This window comes from Geminicoccus harenae, assembly GCF_019800005.1.
Classification (GTDB): Bacteria; Pseudomonadota; Alphaproteobacteria; order Geminicoccales; family Geminicoccaceae; genus Geminicoccus; species Geminicoccus harenae.
Genome location: NZ_JABGCL010000028.1, coordinates 15,104 through 40,288 on the forward strand (window position 1 = coordinate 15,104; position 25,185 = coordinate 40,288).

At 69.8% G+C, this 25,185-nt stretch carries 27 protein-coding genes; 13 read left to right on the forward strand and 14 right to left on the reverse strand.

Annotated features, from left to right (window positions below; genetic code table 11):
* The first annotated feature begins 4 nt into the window (after window positions 1-4).
* Together HLA95_RS21200 and HLA95_RS21205 are read left to right on the forward strand one after the other, a co-directional pair.
* Window positions 5-487: a (2Fe-2S)-binding protein gene (locus HLA95_RS21200; RefSeq protein WP_222184441.1), complete on the forward strand. Its 483-nt coding sequence runs from the start codon at window positions 5-7 to the stop codon at window positions 485-487.
* A complete protein-coding gene (locus HLA95_RS21205; RefSeq protein WP_222184443.1) occupies window positions 484-2,841 on the forward strand; it encodes a xanthine dehydrogenase family protein molybdopterin-binding subunit in 2,358 nt (785 codons plus the stop codon). Before HLA95_RS21200 ends, HLA95_RS21205 begins: the two co-directional genes overlap by 4 nt.
* A gap of 230 nt (window positions 2,842-3,071) precedes the next feature.
* Here the strand turns inward: HLA95_RS21205 and HLA95_RS21210 are convergent, their stop codons facing one another.
* The 4 genes from HLA95_RS21210 to HLA95_RS21225 are packed head-to-tail and all read right to left on the reverse strand — an operon-like array spanning window position 3,072 to window position 6,630.
* A complete protein-coding gene (locus HLA95_RS21210; protein WP_191058230.1) occupies window positions 3,072-3,998 on the reverse strand; it encodes an AEC family transporter in 927 nt (308 codons plus the stop codon).
* A 3-nt stretch (window positions 3,999-4,001) separates the two neighbouring features.
* A complete protein-coding gene (locus HLA95_RS21215) occupies window positions 4,002-4,421 on the reverse strand; it encodes a (deoxy)nucleoside triphosphate pyrophosphohydrolase (RefSeq protein WP_191058229.1) in 420 nt (139 codons plus the stop codon).
* Between the two features lie 25 nt (window positions 4,422-4,446).
* Window positions 4,447-5,667: a bifunctional glutamate N-acetyltransferase/amino-acid acetyltransferase ArgJ gene (argJ, locus tag HLA95_RS21220; RefSeq protein ID WP_191058228.1), complete on the reverse strand. Its 1,221-nt coding sequence runs from the start codon at window positions 5,665-5,667 to the stop codon at window positions 4,447-4,449.
* 39 nt (window positions 5,668-5,706) lie between these two features.
* A complete protein-coding gene (locus HLA95_RS21225; protein ID WP_191058227.1) occupies window positions 5,707-6,630 on the reverse strand; it encodes a peptidylprolyl isomerase in 924 nt (307 codons plus the stop codon).
* 183 nt (window positions 6,631-6,813) lie between these two features.
* Between HLA95_RS21225 and secA the strand changes: the two genes are divergently transcribed.
* The 4 genes from secA to msrA all read left to right on the forward strand — a co-directional run bounded on the left by secA (window position 6,814) and on the right by msrA (window position 11,597).
* On the forward strand, window positions 6,814-9,525 hold the full coding sequence (gene secA / locus HLA95_RS21230; protein ID WP_191058226.1) for a preprotein translocase subunit SecA: 2,712 nt from the start codon (window positions 6,814-6,816) through the stop codon (window positions 9,523-9,525).
* Window positions 9,526-9,615: 90 nt separating this feature from the next.
* Window positions 9,616-10,572, forward strand: a complete 957-nt coding sequence (locus HLA95_RS21235) for an AEC family transporter (protein ID WP_191058225.1) — start codon at window positions 9,616-9,618, stop codon at window positions 10,570-10,572.
* Between the two features lie 139 nt (window positions 10,573-10,711).
* Entirely contained in the window at window positions 10,712-10,912 is a 201-nt protein-coding gene (locus HLA95_RS21240) for a hypothetical protein (RefSeq protein WP_191058224.1), read from the forward strand.
* Between the two features lie 40 nt (window positions 10,913-10,952).
* Window positions 10,953-11,597, forward strand: a complete 645-nt coding sequence (gene msrA, locus HLA95_RS21245; RefSeq protein ID WP_191058223.1) for a peptide-methionine (S)-S-oxide reductase MsrA — start codon at window positions 10,953-10,955, stop codon at window positions 11,595-11,597.
* 7 nt (window positions 11,598-11,604) lie between these two features.
* On the opposite strand, the gene HLA95_RS21250 is transcribed toward msrA, so the two are convergent.
* Window positions 11,605-12,033, reverse strand: a complete 429-nt coding sequence (locus tag HLA95_RS21250) for a hypothetical protein (RefSeq protein WP_191058222.1) — start codon at window positions 12,031-12,033, stop codon at window positions 11,605-11,607.
* Window positions 12,034-12,289: 256 nt separating this feature from the next.
* Here HLA95_RS21250 and HLA95_RS21255 point away from each other — a divergent pair, with 256 nt between their 5' ends.
* Together HLA95_RS21255 and HLA95_RS21260 are read left to right on the forward strand one after the other, a co-directional pair.
* Window positions 12,290-12,715, forward strand: a complete 426-nt coding sequence (locus HLA95_RS21255; RefSeq protein ID WP_191058221.1) for a YsnF/AvaK domain-containing protein — start codon at window positions 12,290-12,292, stop codon at window positions 12,713-12,715.
* Window positions 12,712-13,716, forward strand: coding sequence for a YsnF/AvaK domain-containing protein (locus tag HLA95_RS21260; RefSeq protein WP_191058220.1), 1,005 nt, complete (start codon window positions 12,712-12,714; stop codon window positions 13,714-13,716). The genes HLA95_RS21255 and HLA95_RS21260 overlap by 4 nt, the downstream gene beginning before the upstream one ends.
* Before the next feature lie 103 nt (window positions 13,717-13,819).
* On the opposite strand, the gene HLA95_RS21265 is transcribed toward HLA95_RS21260, so the two are convergent.
* Both HLA95_RS21265 and HLA95_RS21270 read right to left on the reverse strand, forming a co-directional pair.
* The gene (locus tag HLA95_RS21265) at window positions 13,820-14,470 is read right to left on the reverse strand and encodes a DsbA family oxidoreductase (RefSeq protein WP_191058219.1); all 651 of its coding nucleotides are present in this window, start codon (window positions 14,468-14,470) and stop codon (window positions 13,820-13,822) included.
* A 26-nt stretch (window positions 14,471-14,496) separates the two neighbouring features.
* Window positions 14,497-14,901 carry a VOC family protein gene (locus HLA95_RS21270; RefSeq protein ID WP_191058218.1) on the reverse strand — a complete coding sequence of 135 codons (405 nt, stop codon included), beginning with the start codon at window positions 14,899-14,901 and terminating at the stop codon, window positions 14,497-14,499.
* Window positions 14,902-14,987: 86 nt separating this feature from the next.
* Between HLA95_RS21270 and hpt the strand changes: the two genes are divergently transcribed.
* The gene (gene hpt, locus HLA95_RS21275; protein WP_191058217.1) at window positions 14,988-15,539 is read left to right on the forward strand and encodes a hypoxanthine phosphoribosyltransferase; all 552 of its coding nucleotides are present in this window, start codon (window positions 14,988-14,990) and stop codon (window positions 15,537-15,539) included.
* On the opposite strand, the gene HLA95_RS21280 is transcribed toward hpt, so the two are convergent.
* Entirely contained in the window at window positions 15,517-16,272 is a 756-nt protein-coding gene (locus HLA95_RS21280) for a TrmH family RNA methyltransferase (protein WP_370467510.1), read from the reverse strand. The genes hpt and HLA95_RS21280 overlap by 23 nt on opposite strands.
* Window positions 16,273-16,459: 187 nt before the next feature.
* Between HLA95_RS21280 and HLA95_RS21285 the strand changes: the two genes are divergently transcribed.
* The 3 genes from HLA95_RS21285 (at window position 16,460) to HLA95_RS21295 (ending at window position 19,272) form a co-directional block, all read left to right on the forward strand.
* The gene (locus HLA95_RS21285) at window positions 16,460-17,353 is read left to right on the forward strand and encodes a hypothetical protein (RefSeq protein WP_222184449.1); all 894 of its coding nucleotides are present in this window, start codon (window positions 16,460-16,462) and stop codon (window positions 17,351-17,353) included.
* A 121-nt stretch (window positions 17,354-17,474) separates the two neighbouring features.
* Window positions 17,475-18,848: an NAD(P)/FAD-dependent oxidoreductase gene (locus tag HLA95_RS21290; RefSeq protein ID WP_191059741.1), complete on the forward strand. Its 1,374-nt coding sequence runs from the start codon at window positions 17,475-17,477 to the stop codon at window positions 18,846-18,848.
* 46 nt (window positions 18,849-18,894) lie between these two features.
* Window positions 18,895-19,272 carry a nucleotidyltransferase family protein gene (locus HLA95_RS21295; protein WP_223861511.1) on the forward strand — a complete coding sequence of 126 codons (378 nt, stop codon included), beginning with the start codon at window positions 18,895-18,897 and terminating at the stop codon, window positions 19,270-19,272.
* Window positions 19,273-19,288: 16 nt separating this feature from the next.
* On the opposite strand, the gene HLA95_RS21300 is transcribed toward HLA95_RS21295, so the two are convergent.
* From HLA95_RS21300 to HLA95_RS21325, 6 genes are all read right to left on the reverse strand, one after another.
* A complete protein-coding gene (locus HLA95_RS21300; protein ID WP_191059740.1) occupies window positions 19,289-20,335 on the reverse strand; it encodes an ABC transporter permease in 1,047 nt (348 codons plus the stop codon).
* 20 nt (window positions 20,336-20,355) lie between these two features.
* Complete coding sequence (locus HLA95_RS21305) at window positions 20,356-21,879, reverse strand: sugar ABC transporter ATP-binding protein (protein WP_222184450.1); 1,524 nt, start codon at window positions 21,877-21,879, stop codon at window positions 20,356-20,358.
* A 91-nt stretch (window positions 21,880-21,970) separates the two neighbouring features.
* Entirely contained in the window at window positions 21,971-22,927 is a 957-nt protein-coding gene (locus HLA95_RS21310) for a substrate-binding domain-containing protein (RefSeq protein ID WP_222184452.1), read from the reverse strand.
* An 86-nt stretch (window positions 22,928-23,013) separates the two neighbouring features.
* Complete coding sequence (locus tag HLA95_RS21315; RefSeq protein ID WP_191059738.1) at window positions 23,014-23,688, reverse strand: nitrile hydratase subunit alpha; 675 nt, start codon at window positions 23,686-23,688, stop codon at window positions 23,014-23,016.
* Complete coding sequence (locus HLA95_RS21320) at window positions 23,685-23,963, reverse strand: SH3-like domain-containing protein (RefSeq protein ID WP_191059737.1); 279 nt, start codon at window positions 23,961-23,963, stop codon at window positions 23,685-23,687. The genes HLA95_RS21315 and HLA95_RS21320 overlap by 4 nt, the downstream gene beginning before the upstream one ends.
* Window positions 23,954-24,271, reverse strand: coding sequence for an SH3-like domain-containing protein (locus tag HLA95_RS21325; protein ID WP_191059736.1), 318 nt, complete (start codon window positions 24,269-24,271; stop codon window positions 23,954-23,956). The genes HLA95_RS21320 and HLA95_RS21325 overlap by 10 nt, the downstream gene beginning before the upstream one ends.
* Window positions 24,272-24,405: 134 nt before the next feature.
* On the opposite strand from HLA95_RS21325, the gene HLA95_RS21330 reads away from it, so the two are divergent.
* Window positions 24,406-25,149 (forward strand): adenylate/guanylate cyclase domain-containing protein, encoded by a 744-nt coding sequence (locus HLA95_RS21330; RefSeq protein ID WP_222184454.1) that lies wholly within the window; start codon window positions 24,406-24,408, stop codon window positions 25,147-25,149.
* Window positions 25,150-25,185: the final 36 nt, after the last annotated feature.

Below are 25,185 nucleotides of genomic sequence, written 5' to 3' on the forward strand. Positions count from 1 at the left end.
AGCCATGGCGATGCAGATCACGGTCAATGGCGAGGCGCGGACGATCGCCGCGGCGCCGCTGACGCCGCTGGTCGAGGTGCTGCGCGAGGAACTGTTCCTGACCGGGGCCAAGCAGGCCTGCAGCGAGGGGTTCTGCGGCGCCTGCACGGTGCTGGTGGACGACCAGCCGGTGGCCTCCTGCCTCCTGCCCGTGGGCCTGGCCGAGGGCAGGGCGGTGCGCACCGTCGAATCGCTGGGGGCGGGGAATGGGCTGTCGCCCTTGCAGGCTGCCATGCTGGAGCAGGATGCCGTCCAGTGCGGCATGTGCTTTCCCGGCATATTGATGGCGCTGACCGGCCTCCTGGAGCGCCGGCCCGATGCGTCGGAGGCCGACATCCGGACGGCGCTCGCCGGCAATATCTGCCGCTGCACCGGTTATGAGCGGATCATCGCGGCCGCACTGGCAGCCGGTGCGGCGCTGCGCCAGCCGGAAGGAGCCACGCCATGAACGCCTCCATGATCGGCCTGGACCTGCCGAGGCGCGACGCCACGGACAAGCTGCGTGGCCAGACCCGCTACACGGTGGACCGGGCGCGGCCCGGCATGCTCCATGCGGCGCTGCGCCGCGCGGAAGTGCCGGCGGGGCGGATCGTCCGGGTCGACCTGGAGCCGGCACGGCGGATGCCCGGCGTGCGCGCGGTGGTGGGGAGTGCGGATGCACCCGGCCGCTCCGGCATGGTGGCGGGCGACCAGACGCTGTTCGCCACGGGCGAGGTGCGCTTCGTCGGCGAGCCGATCGCCGCAGTGGCAGCCGACACGGCCGAGCAGGCGCGGGCTGCCGCGGCCGCGATCGTGGTGGAGCTGGAGCCACTGCCGCCGGTGCTGACCATGGCCGAGGCGCTCGCCCCCGATGCGCCGCTGGTCCACCCGGACTGGCGTGACTACCCGCAATTCGTGCCGGGCGGCCAGCGCGCCGGCAACGTCGCCTGGGAGGCGACCGTGGTGCGCGACGACGTGGCGGCGGCGTTCGCCCGGCCGGACGTCACCGTGGTGGAGAGCACGTTCCGGGTGGGCCGGCAGAACCAGGCCTCGCTGGAGCCGCGTGCCTGTGTCGTGACCTTCGAGGACGGGCGCTTTTTGATCGAGACCTCGACCCAGGCGCCCTGGACGGTGCGGGACACGACCGCCAGCCTGCTGGGCGTGCGCCCGGCGGACGTGCGGGTCGTGGTGCCGGCCGTGGGCGGCGGGTTCGGCCTGAAGTTCGCGTTCGGGCTGGAGCCGTTCGCGGCCCTGCTGGCGCGGGCATCTGGTCGGTCGGTCCGGCTCGCGAACAGCCGGCGCGACGAGATGCTGACGGCACTTTGCCGCGAGAACGCCGAGATCCGGATCCGCTCGGCGGTCACCGCGTCGGGCGAGATCGTCGGGCGGGAGGCGGTGGTGCTGATGGATTGCGGCGCCTATGGCGGCGAGCAGCCCTTTCTCGCCAGCATGACCGCGCACACGCTGGGCGGGAGCTATCGGCTGGGGGCGGTGCGCCTGGTGAGCCGGGCAATCTACACCAACACCCCGCCGACCGGTGCCTTCCGCGCCTGCAACGGCACCTACAACGTCTTCGCGCTGGAGCGGCATACCGACGAGATCTGCCAGGCGGTCGGCATGGACCCGGTCGAGTTCCGCAAGCGCAACGTGATCGGCGACGGGGCGATCGGCGCCACCGGCCAAGTATTCGAGGGCGACGTGCTGGGGCCCATGCTGGACCGCATGGCGGCGCTGCGGGCGAAGTCGCGGAAGAGGCCGGCGGTGAGCGACGGGCGGCTGGTCGGCCGGGCTACCGTGGTCGGCACCTGGTTCATCCTCGTGGGCCCGTCGGCTGCCACCGTGAACCTCAACCCGGACGGCACCGCCACGGTGGTGACCTCGGGCGTGGAGATCGGCTCAGGGGCGATGGTCCAGGCCCTGCCGCAGATCGTTGCCCATTCCCTGGGGTTGCGCCCGGAGGACGTGGTCGTGCGCCAGGCCGACACCGATGCCGCGGGCTATGACGTGGGCGTGGGCGGGGGGCGAACCACCGTGTCGCTGGGCGCTGCCAGCGTCGCCGCCTGCCAGGAGGTGCGCAAGAAGCTGCTCCAGATCGCCTCCGACATGCTGGAGGCGGCCCCGGACGACCTCGTGCTGGAGGCGGGTCATGTCCAGGTGGTGGGGGCGCCGCAACTGAAGGTCTCGATCGCGGCGGTGGCCCAGCGCGCTCAAGCGGTGACCGGGCCGATCTCGGGCAGCGGAGCGTTCACCGCACCGGGTACGGCGTCGCGGCCGGGCTGCACGGCCGGCCATCTGGTCGACGCGCTCGACCTGCCGGTGTTCGCGGTGCACGAATGCGAGGTGGCGGTCGATCCGGAGACCGGTCAGGTGGAGGTCCTGGCCTACCGGGTCGTCCAGGATGTCGGCCGGGCGATCAACCCACGCGCCATCGGCGGTCAGATCCAGGGCGGGGTGGTGCAGGGCCTGGGATATGCGCTGCACGAGGAGGTGACGATCGGCACGGATGGCCAGGTGCGCCAGCAGGGCTTCGAGACCTACCGGGTGCCGCTGGCCCAGGACGTGGTCCCGGTCGAGATCGACCTCTACGAGGGGGCGCCTTCGATCGGCCCTCTGGGTACCAAGGGTGCCGGCGAGGTGCCGATCCTGAACGTCGCGGCCGCGGTGGCCTGCGCGGTCGCCAACGCCACCGGCCGTCCGGTCCGCGAGATCCCGCTGACGCCGCCGCGGGTGCTGGAACTGCTGGACGGGGCTGCGGACGAGCTGCCTTTGCCGCACATCAAGGCGCGGTGGGAGGACAACCTGCTGGGGACGGGTGCCGGTTAGGGGCTGTCATGGACTGTCAGCCTCGCTGATATGCGAGGCTGGGCAGAACCTGCTGATCTGCCGCTCCTTCTTCTTCGTCATGGCCGGCCTTAGCCGGCCATCCAGAAACGGCCGAGAAGACTGGATGGCCGGGTCGAGCCCGGCCATGACGAGGGAAGAAGGCCGCAAGCTGTCAGGAGATGGGTGCTTCTGGCAGGAAGCACTGGCCACCTGCTGGTTCATCACAGCCGCTACAGCAGCACGAGCAGCCCGGTCAGCGTGGCGATGGCGAGCAGGTGGCTGGCGAACACCACGAGCGCGATCGGCCGCTCCAGGATCTGGTAGCGCTGGGCCAGCACGAACACGCTGGCGGCGGTCGGCAGGGCCGCGGTGATCAGGGTCGGCTCGACCAGGTCGTCGGGCAGGGGGATCAGCGTCAGGGTGAACATCATCAGGGCGGGCAGGCCCACCAGCTTGGCGATGACGATGGTGCCGGCGAGGCCCAGGTCGCGGCTGGGGCCGAAGCCGCCGGTGAGCGTGGCGCCGAGTGCGAAGAGGGCGCCGGGGCCGGATGCCGGGCCGAGCAGGGCGAGGAAGCCCAGGATCGGGGAGGGCAGCTCCAGCTCCAGGAAGGCGACCACGAAGCCGGCGATCACCGCGACGATCAGGGGATTGGTGAAGATCCCGCGCAGAATGCCGAGCATGCCCAAGCGCCGGCCGCTGGTGCCGCCGCTGGATTCGATGATCGCCACGGCCAGGGTCTGCAGGACGATATTGTCCAGCGCGGTCGCGATCACCGCCGGCATGGACTGCTCGGGCGCGTAGGCTGCCAGCAGCAGCGGCACGCCCATGTAGCCGACATTGCCCCAGCTCGATGCGAGTGCTGCCAGCGCACTCTCGGCGCGCGAGCGGCGCAGCACCAGATGGACCAAAGCGAAGACCAAGCCGTAGAGGACCAGGCCGCTGCCCTCATAGACGAGGTAGAAGGTCGGGTCGGAGAGCCGGGCGAACGGGGTTTCCGCGACCCGCCAGAACAGCAGGGCCGGCAGGGCGAACCAGTAGACGAAGGCGTTGAGCCCGCGGACGCCGTAATCGTCCAGGATGCGCAGCCGCCGCGCCAGGAACCCGCACATCAGCACGGCGAAGAAGGGGAGTGCCACCCCGACGACCATCTCCATGGGTCAGAGCAGGTCGCATAAGGGGGCGATCAGGGGCAGGTCGGCGGCAGGCATGACCAGCTCGTGCAGGCGCTGCGGCCGGACCCAGCGCAGCGCCTGGTGCTCCCGGCCCACCGGCTCGTTGTGCCAGCGGCGGCAGACATAGAGCGGCATCAGCAGGTGGAAGCTCTCATAGGCATGCGAGGCGAAGGTGAGGGGGGCCAGGCAGCTCGCATGGGTGGACACACCCAGCTCCTCCTCCAGCTCACGGATCAATGCTGCTTCCGGGCTCTCGCCCGGCTGGACCTTGCCGCCGGGGAACTCCCACAGGCCGGCCATGGGCTTGCCTTCGGGGCGCTGGGCCACCAGCACACGCCCGTCGGGATCGACGAGCGCGCAGGCGACCACGAGGACGATCGGCTTTACATTTACAGGAGAGGGCAAGGGATCTGCAGACGCGGCTGGACGGTCAGGAACGGTAGCTGCCGTTGATGTCGATGTAGCCGTGGGTGAGGTCACAGGTCCACACCCTGGCCCGGCCGGGCCCGCTGCCGACGCGGACGTCGATGCGCACGTCCCGGCCCTTCAGGTGCCGGGTCACCGGGGTCTCGTCCAGGTCGGCGACGGCACCGCCGTCCTTGGCGACCGCCATGCCGCCGAACGCGATGGTCAGGGCGTCCAGCTCGATCGGCAGGCCGACCTTGCCCACCGCCATGGCGACCCGGCCCCAGTTGGCGTCCTCGCCGGCCACCGCGGTCTTGACCAGGGGCGAATCGGCGACCGCCATGGCCAGCCGGCGCGCCGACCGGTCGTCGGCAGCACCTTCCACCGTGACGGTGATCAGCTTCTGCGCACCCTCGCCGTCCTTGGCGACCTGGATCGCCAGGTCGGTGCACAGCTCGACGAGCGCATCGGCGAACGGGCCATGCTCGGCCTCGATCGGCGGGTTGCCGGCCTTGCCGGTGGCGAAGCACAGCAGCGTATCGGAGGTGGAGGTGTCGCTGTCGACGGTCACGCAGTTGAACGACCGGTCGGCGGCCGCCTGGAGCATGGCCTGGAGCGCGCCCGGGGCCACCGCCGCGTCGGTGAACAGGAAGGCCAGCATGGTCGCCATGTTGGGCGCGATCATGCCGGAACCCTTGCAAATGCCGGCGAGCGTGACGGTGCGGCCGTCGATCTCGACCCGGCGCACCGCCCCCTTGGGGAAGGTGTCGGTGGTGACGATGGTATGCGCGGCATCCGCCATGGCGGCGGGGTCCAGCCGCCCGGCCAACTCCGGCAGATGGCGGGCGATCAGCTCCGCGTCGAGCTTCATGCCGATGACCCCGGTGGAGGCGACGAACACCTCCTCCGGCGGGCAGCCCAGGGCAGCCGCGGCCGCCTCCGCCTCGACCCGCACCGCCCGGTCGCCCTCGGCACCGCGGAACACGTTGGCGTTGCCGGCATTGACCACCAGTGCTCGGGCGCGGCCGCCCGGCAGGACTTGGCGGCACCAGGTGACCGGGTGGCCGCACACGACGTTCTGGGTGAACACCCCGGCCACGGCGGTACCGGGGTCGAACGCCGCGAGCAGCAGGTCCTTGCGGTTCTTGTAGCGCATCCCGGTCTCGGCGCTGGCGAAGCGCACGCCGGCGATCGGAGGAAGGTCCGGCAGGCGTTCGGGTGCCAGCGGCGAGACGGGAAGGCTCATCGACGGTTCTCGGTGTGAAGCGTTGCTCGGCCGGGAGTCTTACTCGGCCGGCGCCGCAGCACCACCCTCCGTGGGCGCTGCCTCGCCCGCGGGTGCGGGGGTGGAGCCGTCCGGGTTGAACTTCTCGATCGTGACACCCTCGCGCGCGTCGGCCACGGTCGCCTCGATCGCCTTGCGCGCGTTCTCCTGGAACAGCTCCTCGCGCATCTCCTCCATGCTCGGCTCGCGAGTCCGCTTCTCTTCCAGCAGGATCACGTGGTAGCCGAACTGCGACTGGACCGGCTCCTTGGAATAGCTGCCGGGCTCCATGGCGAACGCGGCGGTGGCGAACTCCGGGACCATCTTGTCGCGGGTGAACCAGCCGAGCTCGCCGCCCTGCTGGGCGCTGCCCGGGTCCTTCGACGTGCTCTTCGCCACCTCGGCGAATGCCTCGCCCTTGTCCAGCCGGGCGATGATCTCGCTGGCCGCCTCGGGCGTCTCCACCAGGATGTGCGCGGCGCGCACCTCCTCCAGCGTAAAACCCTCCTCGCCCTTGGCCGCATCGAACGCTGCCTGGAGCTGCTCCGGAGCAGTCGCGGCGTCGACTGCGCGGCGCAGCAGCTCGTCGCGCAGGATGCCCTGCTGCGCTTCCTGAACCTTGGCCTGCACGGCCGGCTCGGCGGCGATGCCGTCGGCCTCGGCCTTCTCGGCGAGCAGGCGGGTGTCGATCACCCGGTTCAGCAGCGGGTCGAACACCATCTCGAGCGGCATACTGCGATACTGCTCGGGCAGGCTTTCCTGGAAGCGCTGGACGTCGGAACGGCGGATCTCCTCACCGTTCACCCGGGCGACCACCGGGTCCCCGGCAGGCGTGGCCGGGGCGGCCTGGGTCTGGGCCTCGGCCGGGGCGGGCGCCGATTCCTGGGCATGGACGAGCGCACTCGTGGCCAGGAGGAAGGAAACGCCGAATACCGCTAGACGCACCGATGGTGCTCCTCTTCATGTCGTTGGCCGGAAGATGGCCTGAGCGGAATGGACTGGTGCCATCACAGGCAGGCTTGCACAAGCAGGGTCGCGTTGACACCTTTGGGATGACGGCGTAGCTCACCGACCCTGGTCGGGCGCAGGCTGCGCCTGGTCCACTCTTTGGCGGGATTTCCCAGCGGCATGTTCGGCGCCATCGCAAGGCGGCTCTTCGGGTCGCACAACGACCGTGTCATCAAGAGCCTGAAGAAGAACGTCGACGCCATCAATGCGCTGGAGCCGCAGATGGTGGCCCTCACCGACGAGCAACTTCGGGCGAAGACCGACGAATTCAAGAGCCGGCTGGCCGGCGGGGAAACGCTGGACGACCTCCTGGTCGAGGCGTTCGCCACCGTGCGCGAGGCGGCCAAGCGCACGCTCGGCCAGCGCCACTACGACGTGCAGCTCATCGGCGGCATGGTGCTGCACCAGGGCAAGATCGCCGAGATGCGCACGGGCGAGGGCAAGACCCTGGTCTCGACGCTGGCGGCCTACCTGAACGCGCTGACCGGCAAGGGCGTCCACGTCGTCACGGTGAACGACTACCTGGCAAGGCGTGACGCCGGCTGGATGGGCAAGGTCCACCGCTTTTTGGGCCTCACGGTCGGCGTGGTCGTGCCGCAGACGCCTGAGCAGGAGCGGCGCGACGCCTATCGCTGCGACATCACCTACGGCACGAACAACGAGCTGGGCTTCGACTACCTGCGCGACAACATGAAGCACAGCGTCGACTCGATGGTCCAGCGCGGGCACGGCTTCGCGATCGTGGACGAGGTCGACAGCATCCTGGTCGACGAGGCGCGCACGCCGCTGATCATCAGCGGGCCCGCCGAGGACAGTTCCGAGCTCTACCGCGCAGTCGACGCGATCATGCCGCTGCTGGTCGAGGGTGACTGGGAGAAGGACGAGAAGCAGCGCTCGGTCTCGCTCTCCGAGCAGGGCCAGGAGCATATCCAGGAGCTTCTGGAGAAGGCCGGCCTGCTCAAGGCGCCGGATCTCTACGACATCGAGAATGTCAGCCTGGTCCACCACGTGAACCAGGCGCTGCGGGCGCATCACCTGTTCACCCGCGATGTCGAATATGTCGTCAAGAACGGCAAGATCGTCATCGTCGACGAGTTCACCGGGCGCATGATGGAAGGGCGCCGCTATTCGGAGGGGCTGCACCAGGCAATCGAGGCCAAGGAGAAGGTCGCGATCCAGCCGGAGAACCAGACCCTCGCGTCGATCACCTTCCAGAACTATTTCCGGCTCTACGAGAAGCTGTCCGGCATGACCGGTACGGCCGCCACCGAGGCCGCCGAGTTCGCCGAGATCTACAAGCTCGACGTGGCCGTGATCCCGACGCACCGCAAGCTGGTGCGCCAGGACGAGGACGACGAGGTCTACCGCTCGGCGCGCGAGAAGTACGAGGCGATCGTCCTGGAGATCGAGGAGGCTCACAAGAAGGGCCAGCCGATCCTGGTCGGCACGGTCTCGATCGAGAAGTCGGAGATGCTGTCCGACGAGCTGAAGAAGAAGAAGGTCCCGCACCAGGTCCTGAACGCCCGCTACCACGAGCAGGAAGCCTATATCGTGGCCCAGGCGGGGCGGCTGGGGGCGGTGACCATCGCCACCAACATGGCCGGGCGCGGCACCGACATCCAGCTCGGCGGCAATGCCGAGATGCGCATCCAGCACGAGCTGGGCGACAACCCCGATCCGGAAGGGGCGGCGCGGATCCAGGCCGAGGTCGAGGCCGAGCAGGCGCGGGTCAAGGAGGCGGGCGGGCTCTACGTGCTGGGCACGGAGCGCCACGAGAGCCGGCGGATCGACAACCAGCTGCGTGGCCGCTCCGGCCGGCAGGGCGACCCCGGGCGCTCCAAGTTCTTCCTGTCGCTCGACGACGACCTGATGCGGATCTTCGGCTCCGAGCGCATCGACGGGATGCTGCAGAAGCTGGGCCTGAAGGAAGGCGAGGCGATCGTCCATCCCTGGATCAACAAGGCGCTGGAGAAGGCGCAGCAGAAGGTCGAGGCGCGCAACTTCGAGATCCGCAAGCAGCTCTTGAAGTTCGACGATGTCATGAACGACCAGCGCAAGGTCATCTACGAGCAGCGGCTCGAGCTGATGCAGGCCGAGGACGTCGCCGACACGATCACTGACATGCGCGCGCAGACCATCGACGAGATCGTGCGCAAGCACATCCCCGAGAAGGCCTATCCGGAGCAGTGGGACACCGAGGGCCTGACCGCCGACGTGCGCCGCTACCTGGCCCTCGACCTGCCCGTGGCCGAATGGGCCAAGGAGGAGGGGATCGCCGAGGAGGAGATCGTCCGGCGCCTGAGCGAGGCCGCCGATGCCCATTATGCCGCCAAGGTCGAGCGCTACGGCCCGGACGTGATGCGTCAGGCCGAGAAGAGCCTGCTGCTCCAGGTGCTGGACCATGTCTGGAAGGACCACCTGCTCCACCTGGACCATCTGCGCCAGGGCATCTACCTGCGCGGCTATGGCCAGAAGGACCCGCTGAACGAGTACAAGCGGGAAGCGTTCGACCTGTTCGACGCCCTGCTGGTCGAGCTGCGCCAGATGGTGACCCAGGTCATGATGCAGCTCGAGGTGCGCATCGAGCCGCCCCCGCCGCCGCCGACCCAGTTCGCGGATACCGAGCTGGATGCTCCGCGTGGCAGGTCCGGCGGCGTGTCCGCCCTGGCGCGCAACTCGGCCATGGCGATGGCCGGTGCCGCCGGTGTCGAGGCCGGGAGCATGGCCATCGATCCGGACGATCCGTCCACCTGGGGGCGGGTGTCCCGCAACGCGCCCTGCCCCTGCGGCTCGGGCAAGAAGTACAAGGCCTGCCACGGCAGCCTCGTCTGACCGATTGATCAGCAGGGCCGCCATGCGCCGGCCCTGCTTGCCGGGTCCAATGGCGCTGGTCTAGCTGGCCGCCCAGCCAGGCGGTGCCCCTTGTCCCAGATCCTCATCGACCATCTCGTGCCGGTCTATGCGCTGGTCCTGCTGGGCCGCGTCCTGGCCGGCGTCCGGCTGGTGCAGGACCAGCAGGTCCAGGGCATCTCGCGCTTCGTGTTCGACGTGGCCCTGCCGATCATGCTGGCCCGGCAGATGCTCACCGTGGAGCTGCCCGCCCAGGTCGAGTGGCGGCTGGTCCTGGTCTATTTCGGCTGCGCCTTCGCGGTGTTCGGCCTGTCCGCCTGGGTCGGCCGGCACTTCTTCGCGGCGCGCGGCGCCAAGCCCGCGATCTTCGGCATCACCGCCTGCTTCGGCAACGTGCTGGTCCTGTCCGTGCCGATCACCATCGGCGTGTTCGGCGACCAGGGGGCCGTGCCGCTGTTCCTGCTGATCGCGTTCCACAGCGCCACGCTGTTCACCCTCACCACCGTGTCGGCCGAGCTCGGCATCGGTGCTGCCGGTGAGCTGCGCAAGCTGCCGAGCTCGGTCGCCCGCAGCCTGATCACCAACCCGATCCTGGTGGGCCTCGCCACCGGGCTGCTGCTGCGCCTCTCGCCCGTGCCGGTGCCGGCGGCCCTGGACCGCACCGCGGCCTTTCTCGGCCAGGCGGCGATGCCGATGGCGCTGTTCGCGCTGGGCGCCAACCTCGCCCGCTTCCGCTTGGGCGCCCTGTGGCGGGAGGCGCTGGTGCTGTGCCTGTTCAAGAACCTGCTGTTCCCGCTCCTGGTGTTCGCCATGACCACCTGGGTGGTCCCGCTCGACCCGATGGCGCGGGCGGTGGCGATCGTCACCGCGGCGATGCCGGCCGGGATCAACGCCTACCTGTTCTCGGTGCGCTACGACACGGCGGTGGGCGAGGCCGGCGCCACCATCGTGGTCTCGACGGTCGTCACCTTCCCGATCCTGGTCTGGCTGCTGCCGCTGCTCCGTGATGCGCTGCTCGCCGGCACATGACCGATTTGCAATGCGGCGCCCTATTTGCGCTACCCGGGCTAATGGATACTGTGTCTGGCAAGACGCAGTATACACTATTCCCGCGGCAGGCCGGCCAACGACATTAGTCGGGCATGGCTATTCAGGGGAGGCCGGAAGGGTGCTGGTACGCAGGCCTGAGGCGCAACTGGAGCCGGAGACAGCGACGCTGTCCGGAACCAGTCTTTATTCACCCTGGGATGCGCGGGTGGAGCGGATCGAGCGTCGGGTCAGCTTCTGGGCGTCGCGGCCGCCGATCCAGCGCCGCCGCGTCGGGCTGCTCGGCCGGATCGAGTACATGACCCCGGCAGGAAGCGCCTGACGACCCATCCCGATCAGGCCGGGGCCGGATCGGAACAGCCATGTTCGGTTTCTCGTTCCTCCGCAGGAAGTGGTCTGCCGGTACCGATTGGGTGCCCGGCCGCGCGGAGCCGCTGGAACTGCCGGGGCTCCACCATGTGAGCGGCCGCTCCCTGGCGCCGCCCTGGCCGGAAGGCTGCCGTTCCCTGCTGGTCGGCATGGGCTGCTTCTGGGGGGCAGAGCGGCTGTTCTGGCAGGTCCCGGGCGTCTGGGTGACGGCGGTCGGCTATGCCGGCGGCACCACGCCCAATCCCACCTACTGGGAAGTGTGCAGCGAAGGCACCGGCCATGCCGAAGCCGTCCAGGTTGTTTACGATCCGCACCAAGTAACGCTCGCCGAGCTGCTGCGCCGCTTCTTCGAGGGGCACGACCCGACCCAGGGCATGCGCCAGGGCAACGATGTCGGCAGCCAGTACCGTTCCTGCATCTTCCTCGATGACCCGGACGACCGGGCGCTCGCAGGGCGGATGCTGGCGGCCTACCAGATGCGGCTGGCGGCACGCGGGCTGGGGCCGGTGACCACGACGATCGGCGGGGCTACCCGCTTCTACTATGCTGAGAACGAGCACCAGCAGTACCTGGCGAAGAAACCCTGGGGCTATTGCGGCCTGGGCGGCACCGGCGTGGCCTGCCCCGCCTCGGCCTGAGCCGGATTCACAGGATCGGGTTCGGTCCGGTGAACAGGTCGCCCAGGGCGCGCCTGGCGCGGGCACGCGCCCGCCGCCGCAGGATATTGGCCGCCCGGTCGTGGCGCAGGTGGCAGCGCTGACAGAACGCCTTCAGGTTGCCGCCGTTGGAATTGCCGGGATCGTGGTCCAGGTGGGCAGTGCCGAGCCAGATGCGCCGCTGCCGCTGCAAGGCGAGGTCGACGATGTCGGGCCAGGGCACCTGCTGGCCCTGGTCGTCCAGCCATTGTCCGCTCATCTCGTCGAACCAGCGCCCGTCGGCCAACTGGCAGATCAGCCGGCCATGCGGGCGGGCGCAGGCCTCGCAGCGGCCCCGGGCGCGCACGAAGCGGATCTGCCGGCTGATGATCGGCCAGTCGATCGGATAGAAGTAGCGGCGCTCGGGGCGGATCGGCACTGGACACTCGTTTGCGCTGTCCTTTTGGGACTTAGCGCCTTCCGCTGGCGCGGGAAACTGCCTGCTGCCCCCACGGTGCGAGGGCAGGGCCGGCCGCTCCGCGGGACCGGGACGGCCGCACTGGGAGAAGAACAAGTAGTTGCGCCGGCTCGTGTAAAAATCTTGTGCGCAATCGATAGTGTGAAATCAGCCGGATACTGGCCGATCACAGCAAACTATCTGCGGAACTATCGCTGGCGAGTGCCGTTTACACGGCATGTCCAACGCGATCAGCACTCCGTCTGCCGACCAGAAAGTAGAACTGCTCGAAGAGCAGGTCGAAGTTGGGGTGCGTCAAGTAGATCGTGCTCGTGTCGTGGTGGAGACGCAAGTCGAGACCCGCCAGCATGCCGTCGAAGCCTGGCTCGATCATGAAGAAATCCAGGTCGAGCGCGTGCCGGTCGGCGCCGTGATCGAGGCCGTACCTCCGATACGGGAGGAGGATGGCGTCGTGATCGTGCCCGTGGTCGAGGAACGGCTCGTGATGCGGACGGAGCTTGTCCTGAAGGAAGAGCTCCGGATCACCCGCACCGCCCAAAAGCAGCTCGTGCGGCAGGTAGTGCCGCTGCGGTCCGAGCACGCGACCATCCGGCGGGAAGAACTCCCCGCTGCGTCCGAGACGATTGAAGGAGAACCGAAATGAGTACCGTCACTGCTCTGTATGACACGCGCGGCGCTGCCGAGGCTGCCCGCGAGGGGCTGATCGGGATCAGCATCCAGGAAGAGAACATCACCATCCGTGGCACGGATGACCTCAGCCAGCCGGTCGAGCAGGAGAGCAAGGGCTTCTGGGCGAGCCTGGGCGACCTGTTCATGCCCGACGAGGATCGCTCGCTCTATTCGGAAGGCATGCGGCGCGGCGGCTACCTGCTGATCGCCAACGTGCCCGAAGGCATGGAGCGCGAGGCCGAGGAGATCATGGACCGGGCGGACCCGATCGACCTCGACGAGCGCAGCGCCAACTGGCGCAACGAGGGCTGGACCAGCGAGAGCTATCGCTCGGACAGCAGCTATGGCGCCGATACCGCGGCGGTCGGTGCCGGCACGGCGGGCAGCGCCTATGGCGCGGGCTCCAGCGATCTCGGCACCCGCAGCACGTTCACCGACACCACCGATACCACCGGCTTGGCCGGCGCCGGTACGGCTTCGGCCGGCCTGAGCGACACGTCGGGCCTTGGCTCGACGGCCGGGACCGGCGGGTATGCGGGCGATCTCGGCGGCAGCGATCGGCTCGCTACCACGGGTGACGACCAGACCGTCCAGCTCGCCCAGGAGGAGCTGCGGGTCGGCAAGCGCGACGTCAGTGGCGGCAAGGTGCGGATCCGCACCTATGTGGTCGAGCGGCCGGTCGAGGCGGACGTGAACCTGCACCAGGAGCGGGTCACCATCGACCGCCGCCCGGTCGACCGTGCTGCGACCGTCGGCGACGACGCGTTCCAGGAGCGCACCATCGAGGCCACCGAGCGCAGCGAGGAGGCGGTGGTCGACAAGGTGGCGCGGGTGAAGGAGGAGATCGGCCTCCATCGCGAGGTCGAGAACCGCACCGAGACCGTCCGCGACACCGTGCGCGAGACCGAGGCCGAGATCGAGGACGACCGCACGACCGGCCTCGGCACCGACCGGACCGGCCGGGGCACCATCTGAAGGGCAGGCGGACTGCCCTTTCCGGGTGGCCCGTCATCCTGAACCGATAGCGGCGTCGCTCCTGTAGAGGGGCGGCGCCGTTGCCGTGTGGGCCGGTGGGGGATCAGGCGGCCTTGCCTGCGACCTGCCGCAATGCCCGCTCGAACATTTCCGGCGGCTGGCCGCCCTGGATCAGGTGGCGGCCGTTCAGGATGACCGAGGGCACCGCGCTGATGCCGAGCCCGGTGAAGCGCTGCTCCTGCGCCCGCACCTCCGAGGCATAACGGTCGCTGCCCAGGATCTCTTCCGCCTGCGCCTGGTCCAGCCCGGCCTCGGCTGCGAGCCTGGCGAGCACGGCGTGGTCGGCGATGTTCTCGCCATGGGTGAAGTAGGCGCGCAGCAGCGCGTGCTTGAGGGCGGTCGCCCGGTTCTCCAACTCCGCCCAGTGCAGCAGCCGGTGGGCGTCGAAGCTGTTGTAGGTCCGCTGGCGGGCGCCGGCACGGAACTCGAAGCCGACCGCAGCGCCACGCTGGCGCAGCACCTCGGCATTGGCCGCGACCTGCTCGGGCGTGATCCCGTATTTCTCCGTCAGGTGCTCGACGATCTCCTGGCCGCCCTTCGGCATGTGCGGGTTCAGCTCGAAGGGCTGGAAGTGCATCTCGGCCTTCACCTCGCCCTCCAGGCGCCGGAGCGCCTCCTCCAGGGCGTACAGGCCGACTGCGCACCATGGGCAGACGATGTCGGACACGAAGTCGATCCGGACGGCGGCGGGCATGGGCGGGGCCTTTCCTCGGGCATGGCTCAGGCGGCCAGATGGCAGACCGCTTCCAGATGGTAGCCATCCGGGTCGATCACATAGGCGGCATAATAGTTCGGGTGGTAGTGGGCGCGGATGTCCGGCGGGCCGTTGTCCGTCCCGCCATGGGCGAGAGCTGCCTGGTACCAGGCATCCACCGAATGCCGGTCCTTGGCGCCGAAGGCCACGTGCATGCCGTCGATCGGCACGGGCGGCGGGTCGGCGGGATCTGTCGAGGCGCCGATCCAGAAGCCCGGCTCGTGGCTGTCGCCGCCATAGCCGACACCCTTGAAGTCGGGCGCGTCGTCGATGGTCATCACGACCTGGTAGCCGAGTGCCGGCAGGCAGGCGTCGTACATCCGGCGGGACCTGGCCAGATCCGCCACCCGGATGGAAAGATGATCGAGCATCGTTCGCCCTTCCTGGGTGATTGAGCGACTGACGTTCCTGGCTGGATCGGGTACCACGGCCGGGCCCTGCCTGTGGAGAGCGAGCATTGCGTGACGACCCCCCGCACCGGGTCCTGCCATTGTTCCAGGCGGATGCCATCGCCCGCCGGGTCGACGAGCTGGCGGAGGCCATCGCCGCCGAGGTGCCCAAGGACGTGACGGTGGTGGGGCTCCTGAAAGGCGCCTTCGTGTTCATGGCCGACCTCGCCCGCGCGCTGGACCGGCACGGGATGCGCCCGGAGATCGAGTTCCTCCAGGTCAGCTCCTATGGGCTCGGCACCAGCAGCTCCGGCTCGGTCAAGGTGATCGGCGCCATGCCGGACAGTGTCGGGGGCCGCGACGTGCTGCTGGTGGACGACATCCAGGACACGGCGCGCACCCTTGCCTGGACCCGCGACCTGCTGGTCGCCCATGGCGCCAACTCGGTGCGGACCTGCGCGCTGCTGGACAAGCCGTCGCGCCGCCAGGTGCCGTTCGAGGCCGACCATATCGGCTTCACCATCGAGGACTGGTTCGTGGTCGGCTACGGGATCGACTGGGCCGAGCGCTACCGCCATCTGCCCTGGATCGGGCGGGTCAGCTTCGACGACGCGGCCTGAGCGCCTCGCCCTCGCGCTCCCGGTCGATCCGCCAGCGATAAAGCACCGCGGCCACCGAGGTCGCGAGGTTCAGGCTGGACACGCCCGGGCGCATCGGCAGGCAGAAGGTCCGCTCCGCGCGCCGCCGCCAGCGCTCGTCCAGCCCGCGCCGCTCCGAGCCGAACAGGAGGATGGCATCGTCCGGCACCGAGCCCGGCCGGAGCGGGGCCCCGTCCGGGTCGAGCGCCACCAGCGGCCGCCCGGTCTGGTGCGGCAGGTCGTCGATGCGCATGACCGGCAGGGCGAAATGCAGCCCGGCCGAGCCGCGCAGGCAGGAGCGGTGCCAGGGGTCGTGCGGGCCGGTGGTGAGCACCGCCGCCGCGTCCGCCGCCGCCGCGGCCCTGACCACCGCCCCGACATTGCCGTGATGGGTCGGCCGGTCGAGCAGCACGATCGGGCTGCCGCTGACCGCCAGCACGTCGGCGAGCGGCTGGCTGCGCGGCTCGGCCAGGGCGATCACCCCGGTCGGCACGGCGCCCCCGGCCAATGCCGCGAAGCGCGCGGTCGGCACCTGCACCAGCAGGCCGTCCAGCTCCGCAAGGAGGTCCGGGCAGAGCTGGGCCGCCAGCTCCCTGACCTTGGCAGGGTCGGGGGTGAGCGCCTCGCGCACCCGGCCACCGAAGCGCAGGGCGTGCTTGAGGGCATGCAGCCCCTCCAGAACGACGTCGCGTGATGGCTCTGCCAGCTGGATGATCCTTTCCGGTCCGGGTGCCGCCTGCCTGCCGGCGGTTTCCGGTTCGCCGCTACCTGTTCGCCATGGAAGAATTCAGCGGAACCGTCCAGGAAATCATTGGTTGAACGCGCACCTCCGCGCTCACGCGGAGCGCCGAAGCGTGCCGTAGTCGGGCGCGCCGGGCGGAACCATGCAGGAGCAGACGAAGATGGCAACACTCGGCAGGACCGACCGGCTGGCGGTGGCCGAGCCGCTGAGCGGGCCGCGGCCACGCAAGCGGATCTCCTGGGGCGCGATCATCGCCGGCGTGGTGTTCGCCCTGGCGATCCACATGGTCCTCTCGATGCTGGGGCTGGGGATCGGCCTCACCACGATCGAGCCGATGACCGAGGGCACGCCGCAGCTGAGCTCGCTCGGCACGGGTGCCGCGATCTGGTGGGTGGTGAGCGGGCTGATCGCCACGGTCGGTGCGGGCTATGTCGCGGCCAGGCTGTCCGGCGTCTATGAGCGGCGCGACGGGATCCTGCACGGCCTGATCGCCTGGGCATCGGTGCTGCTGGTCTCGGTCTGGCTCCTGAGCTCGCTGGCCGGCACCGCGCTCGGCGGCGCCTTCAACCTCATGAGCAACGCAGTCTCCGGCGCCGCCCAGTCGGTGGCCGCCGCGGTGCCGCAGGCCGCCGAAGCGACCGGGATCACCCCTGAGCAGATCGAGCAGCGGGTCGGCCAGCTCCTGCGCCGCAACGACGTGCCGGCCGAGCCCGAAGAGGCGCGCCGCGAGCTGACCGGCCTGCTGGGCCAGGTGCTGACCGGCCAGCAGGACGCCGACCAGGCCCGGCAGCGGGCGGTGGAGATCGTGGCGCAGCAGGCTGGCATCCCGCCGGAGGAGGCCGAGGCCCGCATCCAGCAGCTCCAGGACGAGGCGGAGCAGCTGCGCACGCAGGCCGAGGAGACCGCGCGCCAAGCGACCGAGGCGACGGCCGAGACCCTGTCGTCGGCCTCCCTGTGGAGCTTCGGGGCGCTGGTGATCGGGGCGATCGCCGCCGCGGTGGGCGGGGCCATCGGTACCCGTCGCGAGGAGGACGTGCTGGCCGGTCACTACTGAGCAGGCCGACAAGGGGCGTCTCGGGCAACCAGCCTCGGGACGCCCTTCTGTCGTCCAGGTGGTTGCGCCAGGGCGGCAGGCGCCTATCGTCCGGCCCCGGACGGATTTCCAGGTGGCCCTCATGACGGCGCTGATCGGCAGCAGGATCTACGACGACGCGATCTACGCGACCGAGCGGCCAGTGCCGAGCCTGTGGGAAGCCACCGCCGGCCCACAACCCGACGACGATGGCAGGCTGACCGGCGAGGCCACGACCGAGGTCGCGGTGATCGGCGGCGGCATCGCCGGCCTGTCCCTGGTCTGGCACCTGACCCGCCGCCACGGGATCGAGGCGGTGGCCCTGGATGCCGGCAAGATCGGCTGGGGGGCGTCGGGGCGCAATGGTGGCTTCGTCAGCATGGGCTACACCAAGCGCTCGCTGGACGACCTCGCCCGCGCGTTCGGCCAGGACGACGCCCGCACCGTGTTCGAGGCGCAGAAAGCCGCGTGCGACTACGTGATCGACGTGGCCAGGAGCGAAGGGCTGGAGATCGATCTGGCCGGTCGCGGCGAGTACATCGTGGCGCACCGGCCGGACCGGATGGCGGGCCTGCGCGCCAAGAGTGCCGCGATGAAGGCGCAGTTCGGCGAGGACTGGCCGGTCTTCACCAGGGAGGAGCTGCGGGAGCGGGGCTATGCCAGCCCCGAGGCGCATGGCGGGATCTACGTGCCGCACGGGACCGGCCTCCATCCCCTGAAATACACCTACGGCCTGCTCGGCCTGGCGCGCAGCCATGGCGGGCGGGTACATCCTCACTCCGCGGTGGTCCGGTGGGAGCGCGACGGCAGCGGCCAGCACGTGCTGCACACGAGGGATGGCGGCAGGCTGCGCGCCCGGACCGTGGTGGTCGCGACCAACGGCTTCACCACCGAGGGGCTGGACGGGCGCTTCGACGGGGTGACCCTGCCGGCCTTGTCCAACATCCTGGTGACCCGGCCGCTCACGCAAGCGGAGCGGCAGGCGCAGGGCTACACCACCGACGTGCCGGTGGCGGACAGCCGCAACCTCCTGTTCTACATCCGCCTGCTGAAGGATGGACGGCTCCTGTTCGGCGGGCGCGGCGGGACCAGCGCCACCGAGGCGGCGGGACAGCGCTACGGCGACTACATGCACAAGCGGCTGACGCAGGTGTTCCCGGCCTGGAAGGAGGTCGAGATCACCCATCGCTGGCGCGGCTTCGTCTGCCTGACCGCCGACCTGGTGGGCAGGGTCGGGCTGTTCCCGGAGGACCGGCACACCGGCTTCCTGTTCGGCTGCCACGGCAGCGGGGTGGCGATGTCCGGCTACGCCGCCAAGTTCCTGGCGGCCCGCATCGCCGGGGCCGGCTTCAACGAGCCGTTCCCGCAATGCTTCCAGCGCACACCACAGCGCTTCCCCCTGCCGTCCCTCCGCGTGCCGGCGCTGGCGGCGGCCTATGCCTGGTACCGGCTGAAGGACGAGGTGCTGCCGGCCTGACCTCCCGCACCGCACCATCGGCCACTGACCGGGCAGCCATCATCTGGTGCATGGTCGAGGGGGGCAGGCTCGTCTGCCCGGGAGCAGGAGCGATGTATCCGACGGTCAAGCCAGACTGCCGGAGATCCGGGCACTGTGCGGCAAGTATGGGGTGCGGCGGCTGGAACTGTTCGGCTCGGCCGCGCGGGGCGACTTCGACCCGGCCAGGAGCGACATAGATCTGCTGGTGGACTATCTGCCGGACTATGGCGGCGTCCAGCCATCGGTCGCCTACTTCCAGCTATTGTTCGACCTCGAGGCGCTGCTCGGGCGCCCGGTCGACCTCACGGTGCGCCGGGTGGTGCGCAACCCCCGGCTCCTGACGGCCATCCAGTTCGACCTTCGGACCATCTACCAAGCGCAGCCGGTCCCTGCTCCTGCGTGATGCGCTGACAGCCCCCTCAGGCCCGCCGCCGCCGTGACTTGGCGAAGGTGTCGAAGGCCACGGCCAGCACGATGATCAGGCCGATGATGATCTGCTGGACGTAGGGGCTGACATTGTTGAGCACGAGGCCGTTCTGCAGCACGCCGATCAGGATGGTGCCGATCACCGTGCCGAAGATCGTGCCGATGCCGCCGAACAGGCTGGTGCCGCCGATCACCACCGAGGCGATCACGATCAGCTCGTAGCCCATGCCGGCCACCGCCTCGGCCGAGTTCAGCCGGGCGGAGAGGATGAAGCCGGACAGGCCGGCCATGAAGCCCATCAGCACGTAGACCGACATGGTGATGCCGCGCACGTTCAGGCCGGACAGGCGCGCGGCCTCCGGGTTGCCGCCCACGCCGTACACATGCCGGCCGTAGCGCGTGTAGCTCAGCACGATATGGGCCAGCACGGCGAACAGGAGGAACACCACCACCGGCACCGGGATCCGGCCGATCAGCGGCAGGGTGAACAGGTAGCCCTGGCCCCACCAGGTGTAGCCGGGATCGAAGCCGGAGATCGGACCGCCGCCGGCCATGAGCAGGGCGGCACCGCGGAAGGCGGACATGCCGCCGAGCGTCACCACGAAGGGGGGGACCTTCAGCCGGGTGATGGCAAAGCCCTGGAGGGCGCCTGCGAAGGTGCCGAACAGGATCGCGACCAGCATGGCGAGCGGCCAGCCATAGCCCAGGGCGGAGGCATCGGCGCCGGCGGCAAAGCGGTTCTCCAGCCCGCCCTTGGCGACCGCGGCCGCGGCCAGGCCGGCGAACGCCACGATGGCGCCGATCGACAGATCGATGCCGGCGGTCAGGATGACGAAGGTCATGCCGAGCGCCAGCAGGCCGTAGATCGAGACCTGGCGCATGACGTTGACCAGGTTGAGCGGCAGGAGGAAGCGCGGCTCCAGCCAGGCGAAGATCCCCATCAGCACCAGGAGGAAGATCAACGGCGCATAGGTGGCGAGCAGGCCGAACAGGTCGATGCCGCCATTCCTGGTTTCGCCGGTCTGGGTCGCGCTGGCCATGACGATAGAATGCTCCCGGCTCAGGCGGCCGTCTGGTTGTGCGTAAACAGGTGCATCAGGCTCTCCTCGGTGGCCCGGTCGCGCATGAGCTCGCCGGTGACCCGGCCCTCGCGCATGGTGACGATCCGGTCGGCCAGCCGCAGCAGCTCCGGCATCTCCGAGGAGATCACGATCACCGCGATGCCGGCCTCGGCCAGCTCGAACAGGAGGTGATGGACCTCGTTCTTGGCGGCGATGTCGATGCCGCGGGTCGGCTCGTCGACGATCAGCACCTTGGGATTGAGCGCCAGCCAGCGCGCCAGCACCACCTTCTGCTGGTTGCCGCCGGACAGGTTGCCGACCGGCTGCTCCTGGCTGGCCATGCGGATCGACAGTTTCTGCCGGTAGCGCTCGACCAGCGCGCGTTCCTTGCTGCCCGAGACGAAGCCCAGGCGCTCGGTGAGCCCGTCCAGCGCGGCCATCGACAGGTTCGGCCGGATGGCGAGCGAGAGGAACAGGGCCTGCTGCTTGCGGTCCTCCGGGACCAGGCCGATGCCGTGGCGGATGGCGTCCTGCGGGGTCGTGATCGCGACCTCCCGGCCCTCGATCAGGACCTTGCCGGAATCGATCGGGTCGGCGCCGAAGATGGCGCGGGCCAGCTCGGTGCGGCCAGCCCCGATCAGCCCGCCAATGCCCAGGATCTCACCGGCATGGGCGGTGAGCGACACGTCGCGCACCCGCACGGCATGCGGGTCATTGGCATCGCCCATCCGGGTCAGGTTCTGCACCTCCAGGACGGTGGCGCCGCGATGGGCGACCCGGCCGCCCCGGCCATGCAGTTCGACCTCGCGGCCGACCATCATGCGGATGATGTCGTCGACCCGGATGTCCTTCACCTCGGCCGAGCCCACCAGCTTGCCGTCGCGCAGCACGGTGACCCGGTCACAGGCGCGCATCACCTCGTCCAGCCGGTGGGTGACGAACACGACCGCAATGCCGTGCGCCTTGAGGTCGGCGATGATCCGGAACAGGCGCTCGACCTCGGTCTCGGACAAAGCGGCGGTCGGCTCGTCCATGATGACGAGCCTGGCCTCCATCGAGAGCGCCTTGGCGATCTCGACCATCTGCTGCTCGGCGACCGAGAGGTCCTTGACCAGGCGGCGCGGATCCATATCCAGGCCGATCCGCCGGGTCACCTCCCGCGCTTGCTGGTTCAGCTTCTTCCAGTCGACGAACGGGCCGCGGGTCGGCTCGCGGCCGACGAACACGTTCTCGGCGATCGTCAGGTTCGGCAGGAGGTTGAACTCCTGGTAGATCGTGACGATGCCGAGTGCCTGGGCATCCGCCGGCCGGGCGATCTCGACCGGGCGGCCGTCGAAGGTGATGGTGCCGGTGTCCGGCCGGTGCGCGCCGGCCAGGATCTTGAGCAGGGTCGACTTGCCCGCGCCGTTCTCGCCGAGCAGCGCATGGCACTCCCCGGCACGCACCTCGAGCGCCACCCCGGTCAGGGCCTGCACGCCGGGAAAGCCCTTGCTGATGTCCTGGACCTGGAGGAGCGGGGTCAAGCGGTCGGCTTTCCTTGCCTGCATCGATGCGCCCGGCCGGCTCGGCCGTGACGGGGGCCGGGCCGGTGTCGACCCGGCCCGGCAGGAACGGCTACTGCACCTCGCCCAGGCGCTCGGCCTTGTCGAGATTGTCCTTGGTCAGGACGATCGGGGTGAGCAGGACCGGGTTCTCCTCCGGCGCCTTGCCGTTCTGGATGTAGTCGACCAGGATCTGCACCGCCCGGCGGCTCTGGCCGCCCGGGAACTGCTCGACCGTGCCGGCCAGGCCGCCGTCGCGGATGGAGGCCAGCGCCTCGGGCAGGGCGTCGAAGCCCACGATCTTGATCTGATCGTCCAGGTTGCGCGCGCGCACCGCTTCCAGCGCGCCCAGCGCCATGTCGTCATTGGCGGCGATGATCACGTCCGGCGGGTCGCTCATGCCGGCCAGCAGCGACTCGGTGACCGACAGGCCCTGGTCGCGGGCGAAGTTCGCGGTCTGCTCGGCGACGATCTGGTACTTGTCCGTGTGCTGATCGAGGACGTTGTGCAGGCCCTTGTTGCGGTCAATCGCCGGCGACGCGCCGGGCTGGCCCTGCAGGTTGATGATCTTCGCCCCGTCCGGGTAGTTGGCGAGCAGCCACTCCCCCTGGGCTTCGCCACCCTTGACGTTGTCGGCGCCGACATGGGCGAGGATGCCCTCGACCCCGTCCACCCGCCGGTCCACGGTGACCACCGGCACGTTGTTCTCGACCGCAGTCGCAAGGGCCGGCGCCATCGCGTTCACGTCCGACGGGCTGATCACGATGCCCTGGACGCCCTGCACGATGGCGGCCTCGACGTCGGCGGTCTGCTTGGGCGCGCTGTTCTGGCCGTCGCTGTCGATCGTGGCGACACCCAGCTTGGTCGCCTCGTCCTTGATCTCTTTGAGCATGTGCACGAAGAACGGGAACGTCAGCGAGGGCACGGATGCCAGGATGGTGGTGTCCTGGGCGCGGGCACCGAGGCCACCCATCGACACGCCCGCAAGAAGTACCGCAGCGGCAAGCGCGCTGCGCCGGACCAGCTTCATTCTATGACCTCCCTCATCGCCGCGGCATCCCCGGCCACGCTGGCCGGACACTAGTCCCGCGGGCAGGGGAGGAAAAGTAGGCTTTTTCAGGCCACAACAGGCAGGGCGGTGCCGATCAGGCAGTCGCGGGTGACGATCGCGGCGAGCTGGTCCTCGCTCCAGCCCTCGGTCCCGGACGGCCGCACCGGCACCACCAGGTAGCGCAGCTCCGCCGTGCTGTCGTGGACCTCGATCTGCATGCCGTCCGGCAGATGGAGGCCGAATTCGGCCAGCACTGCCCGGGGCTCGCGCACCACCCGCGCCCGGTAGGCCTTCGACTTGTACCAGTCCGGCGAGCCGCCCAGCAGGAAGCGCGGGTAGCAGGAGCACAGCGTGCAGACGATGACGTTGTGCCGGTCCGGCGTGTCCGCCACCGCCCGGATCGGGATGCCGCCGGCATCGATGCCGAGTTCCCCTGCCGCCGCGTTCACGTCCTGGAGGAGCCTCGCCCGGAAGTCCGGATCGAGCCAGGCCCGCGCCACCAGGCGGCTGCCCGCGGCCGGGCTGGCCGCATCGATCTTCTCCAGGGTGCGGTGGATGTCGGCCGGCGTGCACAGGCCCTTCTGCACGATCAGCTCGGCCATGGCCTCGGTCAGCGCCATGTGCCAGGTCAGCGGCGCGTCCTCGATGTCCGGCTGCCTGGGATGGGGGTGGGCGTGCCCGCCATGCCCGTGCCCGTCATGCCCATGCTCATGCTCGTGACCGTCATGCGCGTGGGTCATCGCCGTGGCTCCAGCCAGTGCTCGTAGAGATCCAGGACCACCGTGTCGCGCGGGTCGCCGGCATAGTCCGGCCAGAGCGTGGTCTGGCGGAAGCGCACCCGCCAGACCGGCTGGTCCGGCCCGCGTCCGCCATAGGCCAGCCGCTCCGCATCCGGCATCCGCCCGGCAAGGCCGATCACCACGCCCTCCTTGCCGCGCACGAAGCGCGGCGTACGGTGATGCCCGGGCGGGTCCATCTGCAGGACCCGGACGGGGGTGCCGACGCTCACGGACATGACGCCGCCTCCGCATGACGCGCCTTGGCCGTCTCGATCGCCTGGCCGAGCTCGCTGGGCGTCACCAGCCCCTTCTCCAGCGCCAGGTTCGCGGCCGCCTGGATCCAGCGCTGGTAGTAGCTGAGTTCTTCATAGGCGCCGGGCCCTAGCTCCTCGATGGTCCGGCGCATCTCGTCCAGCGTGAACAGGTTCGCCCCGATCATCAGCCGCATGATCGCGTCGACCTTCTTCTCCCAGGGAGCGTAGTCGTGCGGGCTGCGGTCCACCGGTCCGGCCGGCAGACCGCCGACATCGTGGATGCGCTGCATGGCAACCGATCGCCTTTCCCATGATCACGGAAGGGCGACAAATTGGCCGCTCCGCAGGCGCGATGCAATCGACTTGCCGCGAACCGCGCCCGGCGCGACTCTGGCCTGCAATCATCGGCCGGGCGAAGACGGGCATGTCGGCGGAGATCGAACGCAAGCTCACCACCATCCTGTGCGCCGACGTGGCCGGCTACAGCCGGCTGATGGGGAACGACGAGGTGCGCACGCTGGAGCGGCTGCGCCGGCTGCGCACGCTGTTCGTCGGCCTGATCGAGCGCCGCCGCGGGCGGGTGGTCAACACCTGGGGCGACGGGCTGATCGCCGAGTTCCCGAGCGTGGTCGAGGCGGTGCAGGCCGCGATCGAGGCGCAGAAGGAGCTGCTTCTGGCCGATGACGGCACGGGCGAGAGCGAGCGGCTACAGTTCCGGATCGGCGTCAATCTCGGCGACGTGATCGTCGAGGGGCAGGACCTGTACGGCGAGGGGGTCAATGTCGCGGCCAGGCTCCAGGCCCTGGCCGAGCCGGGCGGCGTGATGGTTTCCGGCACGGTCTACGACCATGTCCGCGGCAAGCTGGCGGTGGGCTTCGACTTCGCCGGGCCGCAGCAACTGCACAACATCGCGGAGCCGGTGCCGGCCTACCGCGTGACCGACGGCCGGGCTCCCCCGTCCGCACGGCCGGCCCCGGCCGCCACGCCGCCTGCCGCGGCCAGAGTGGCGCGGGCCGGGCTCGGCTCGCGGCTCCTGCGCACCTACGTCCTGATCGTCGCGTTCTTCTTCCTGATCAACCTGTTCTCCGGCATGAACACGGTCTGGTTCCAGTGGCCGGCACTCGGCATCGGCTTTGCCATGGCGCTGCGCTGGTCCCTGTCCCGCTGAGCAGGCATGCTCGCTGCGGTGTATCGCAGGGGACGG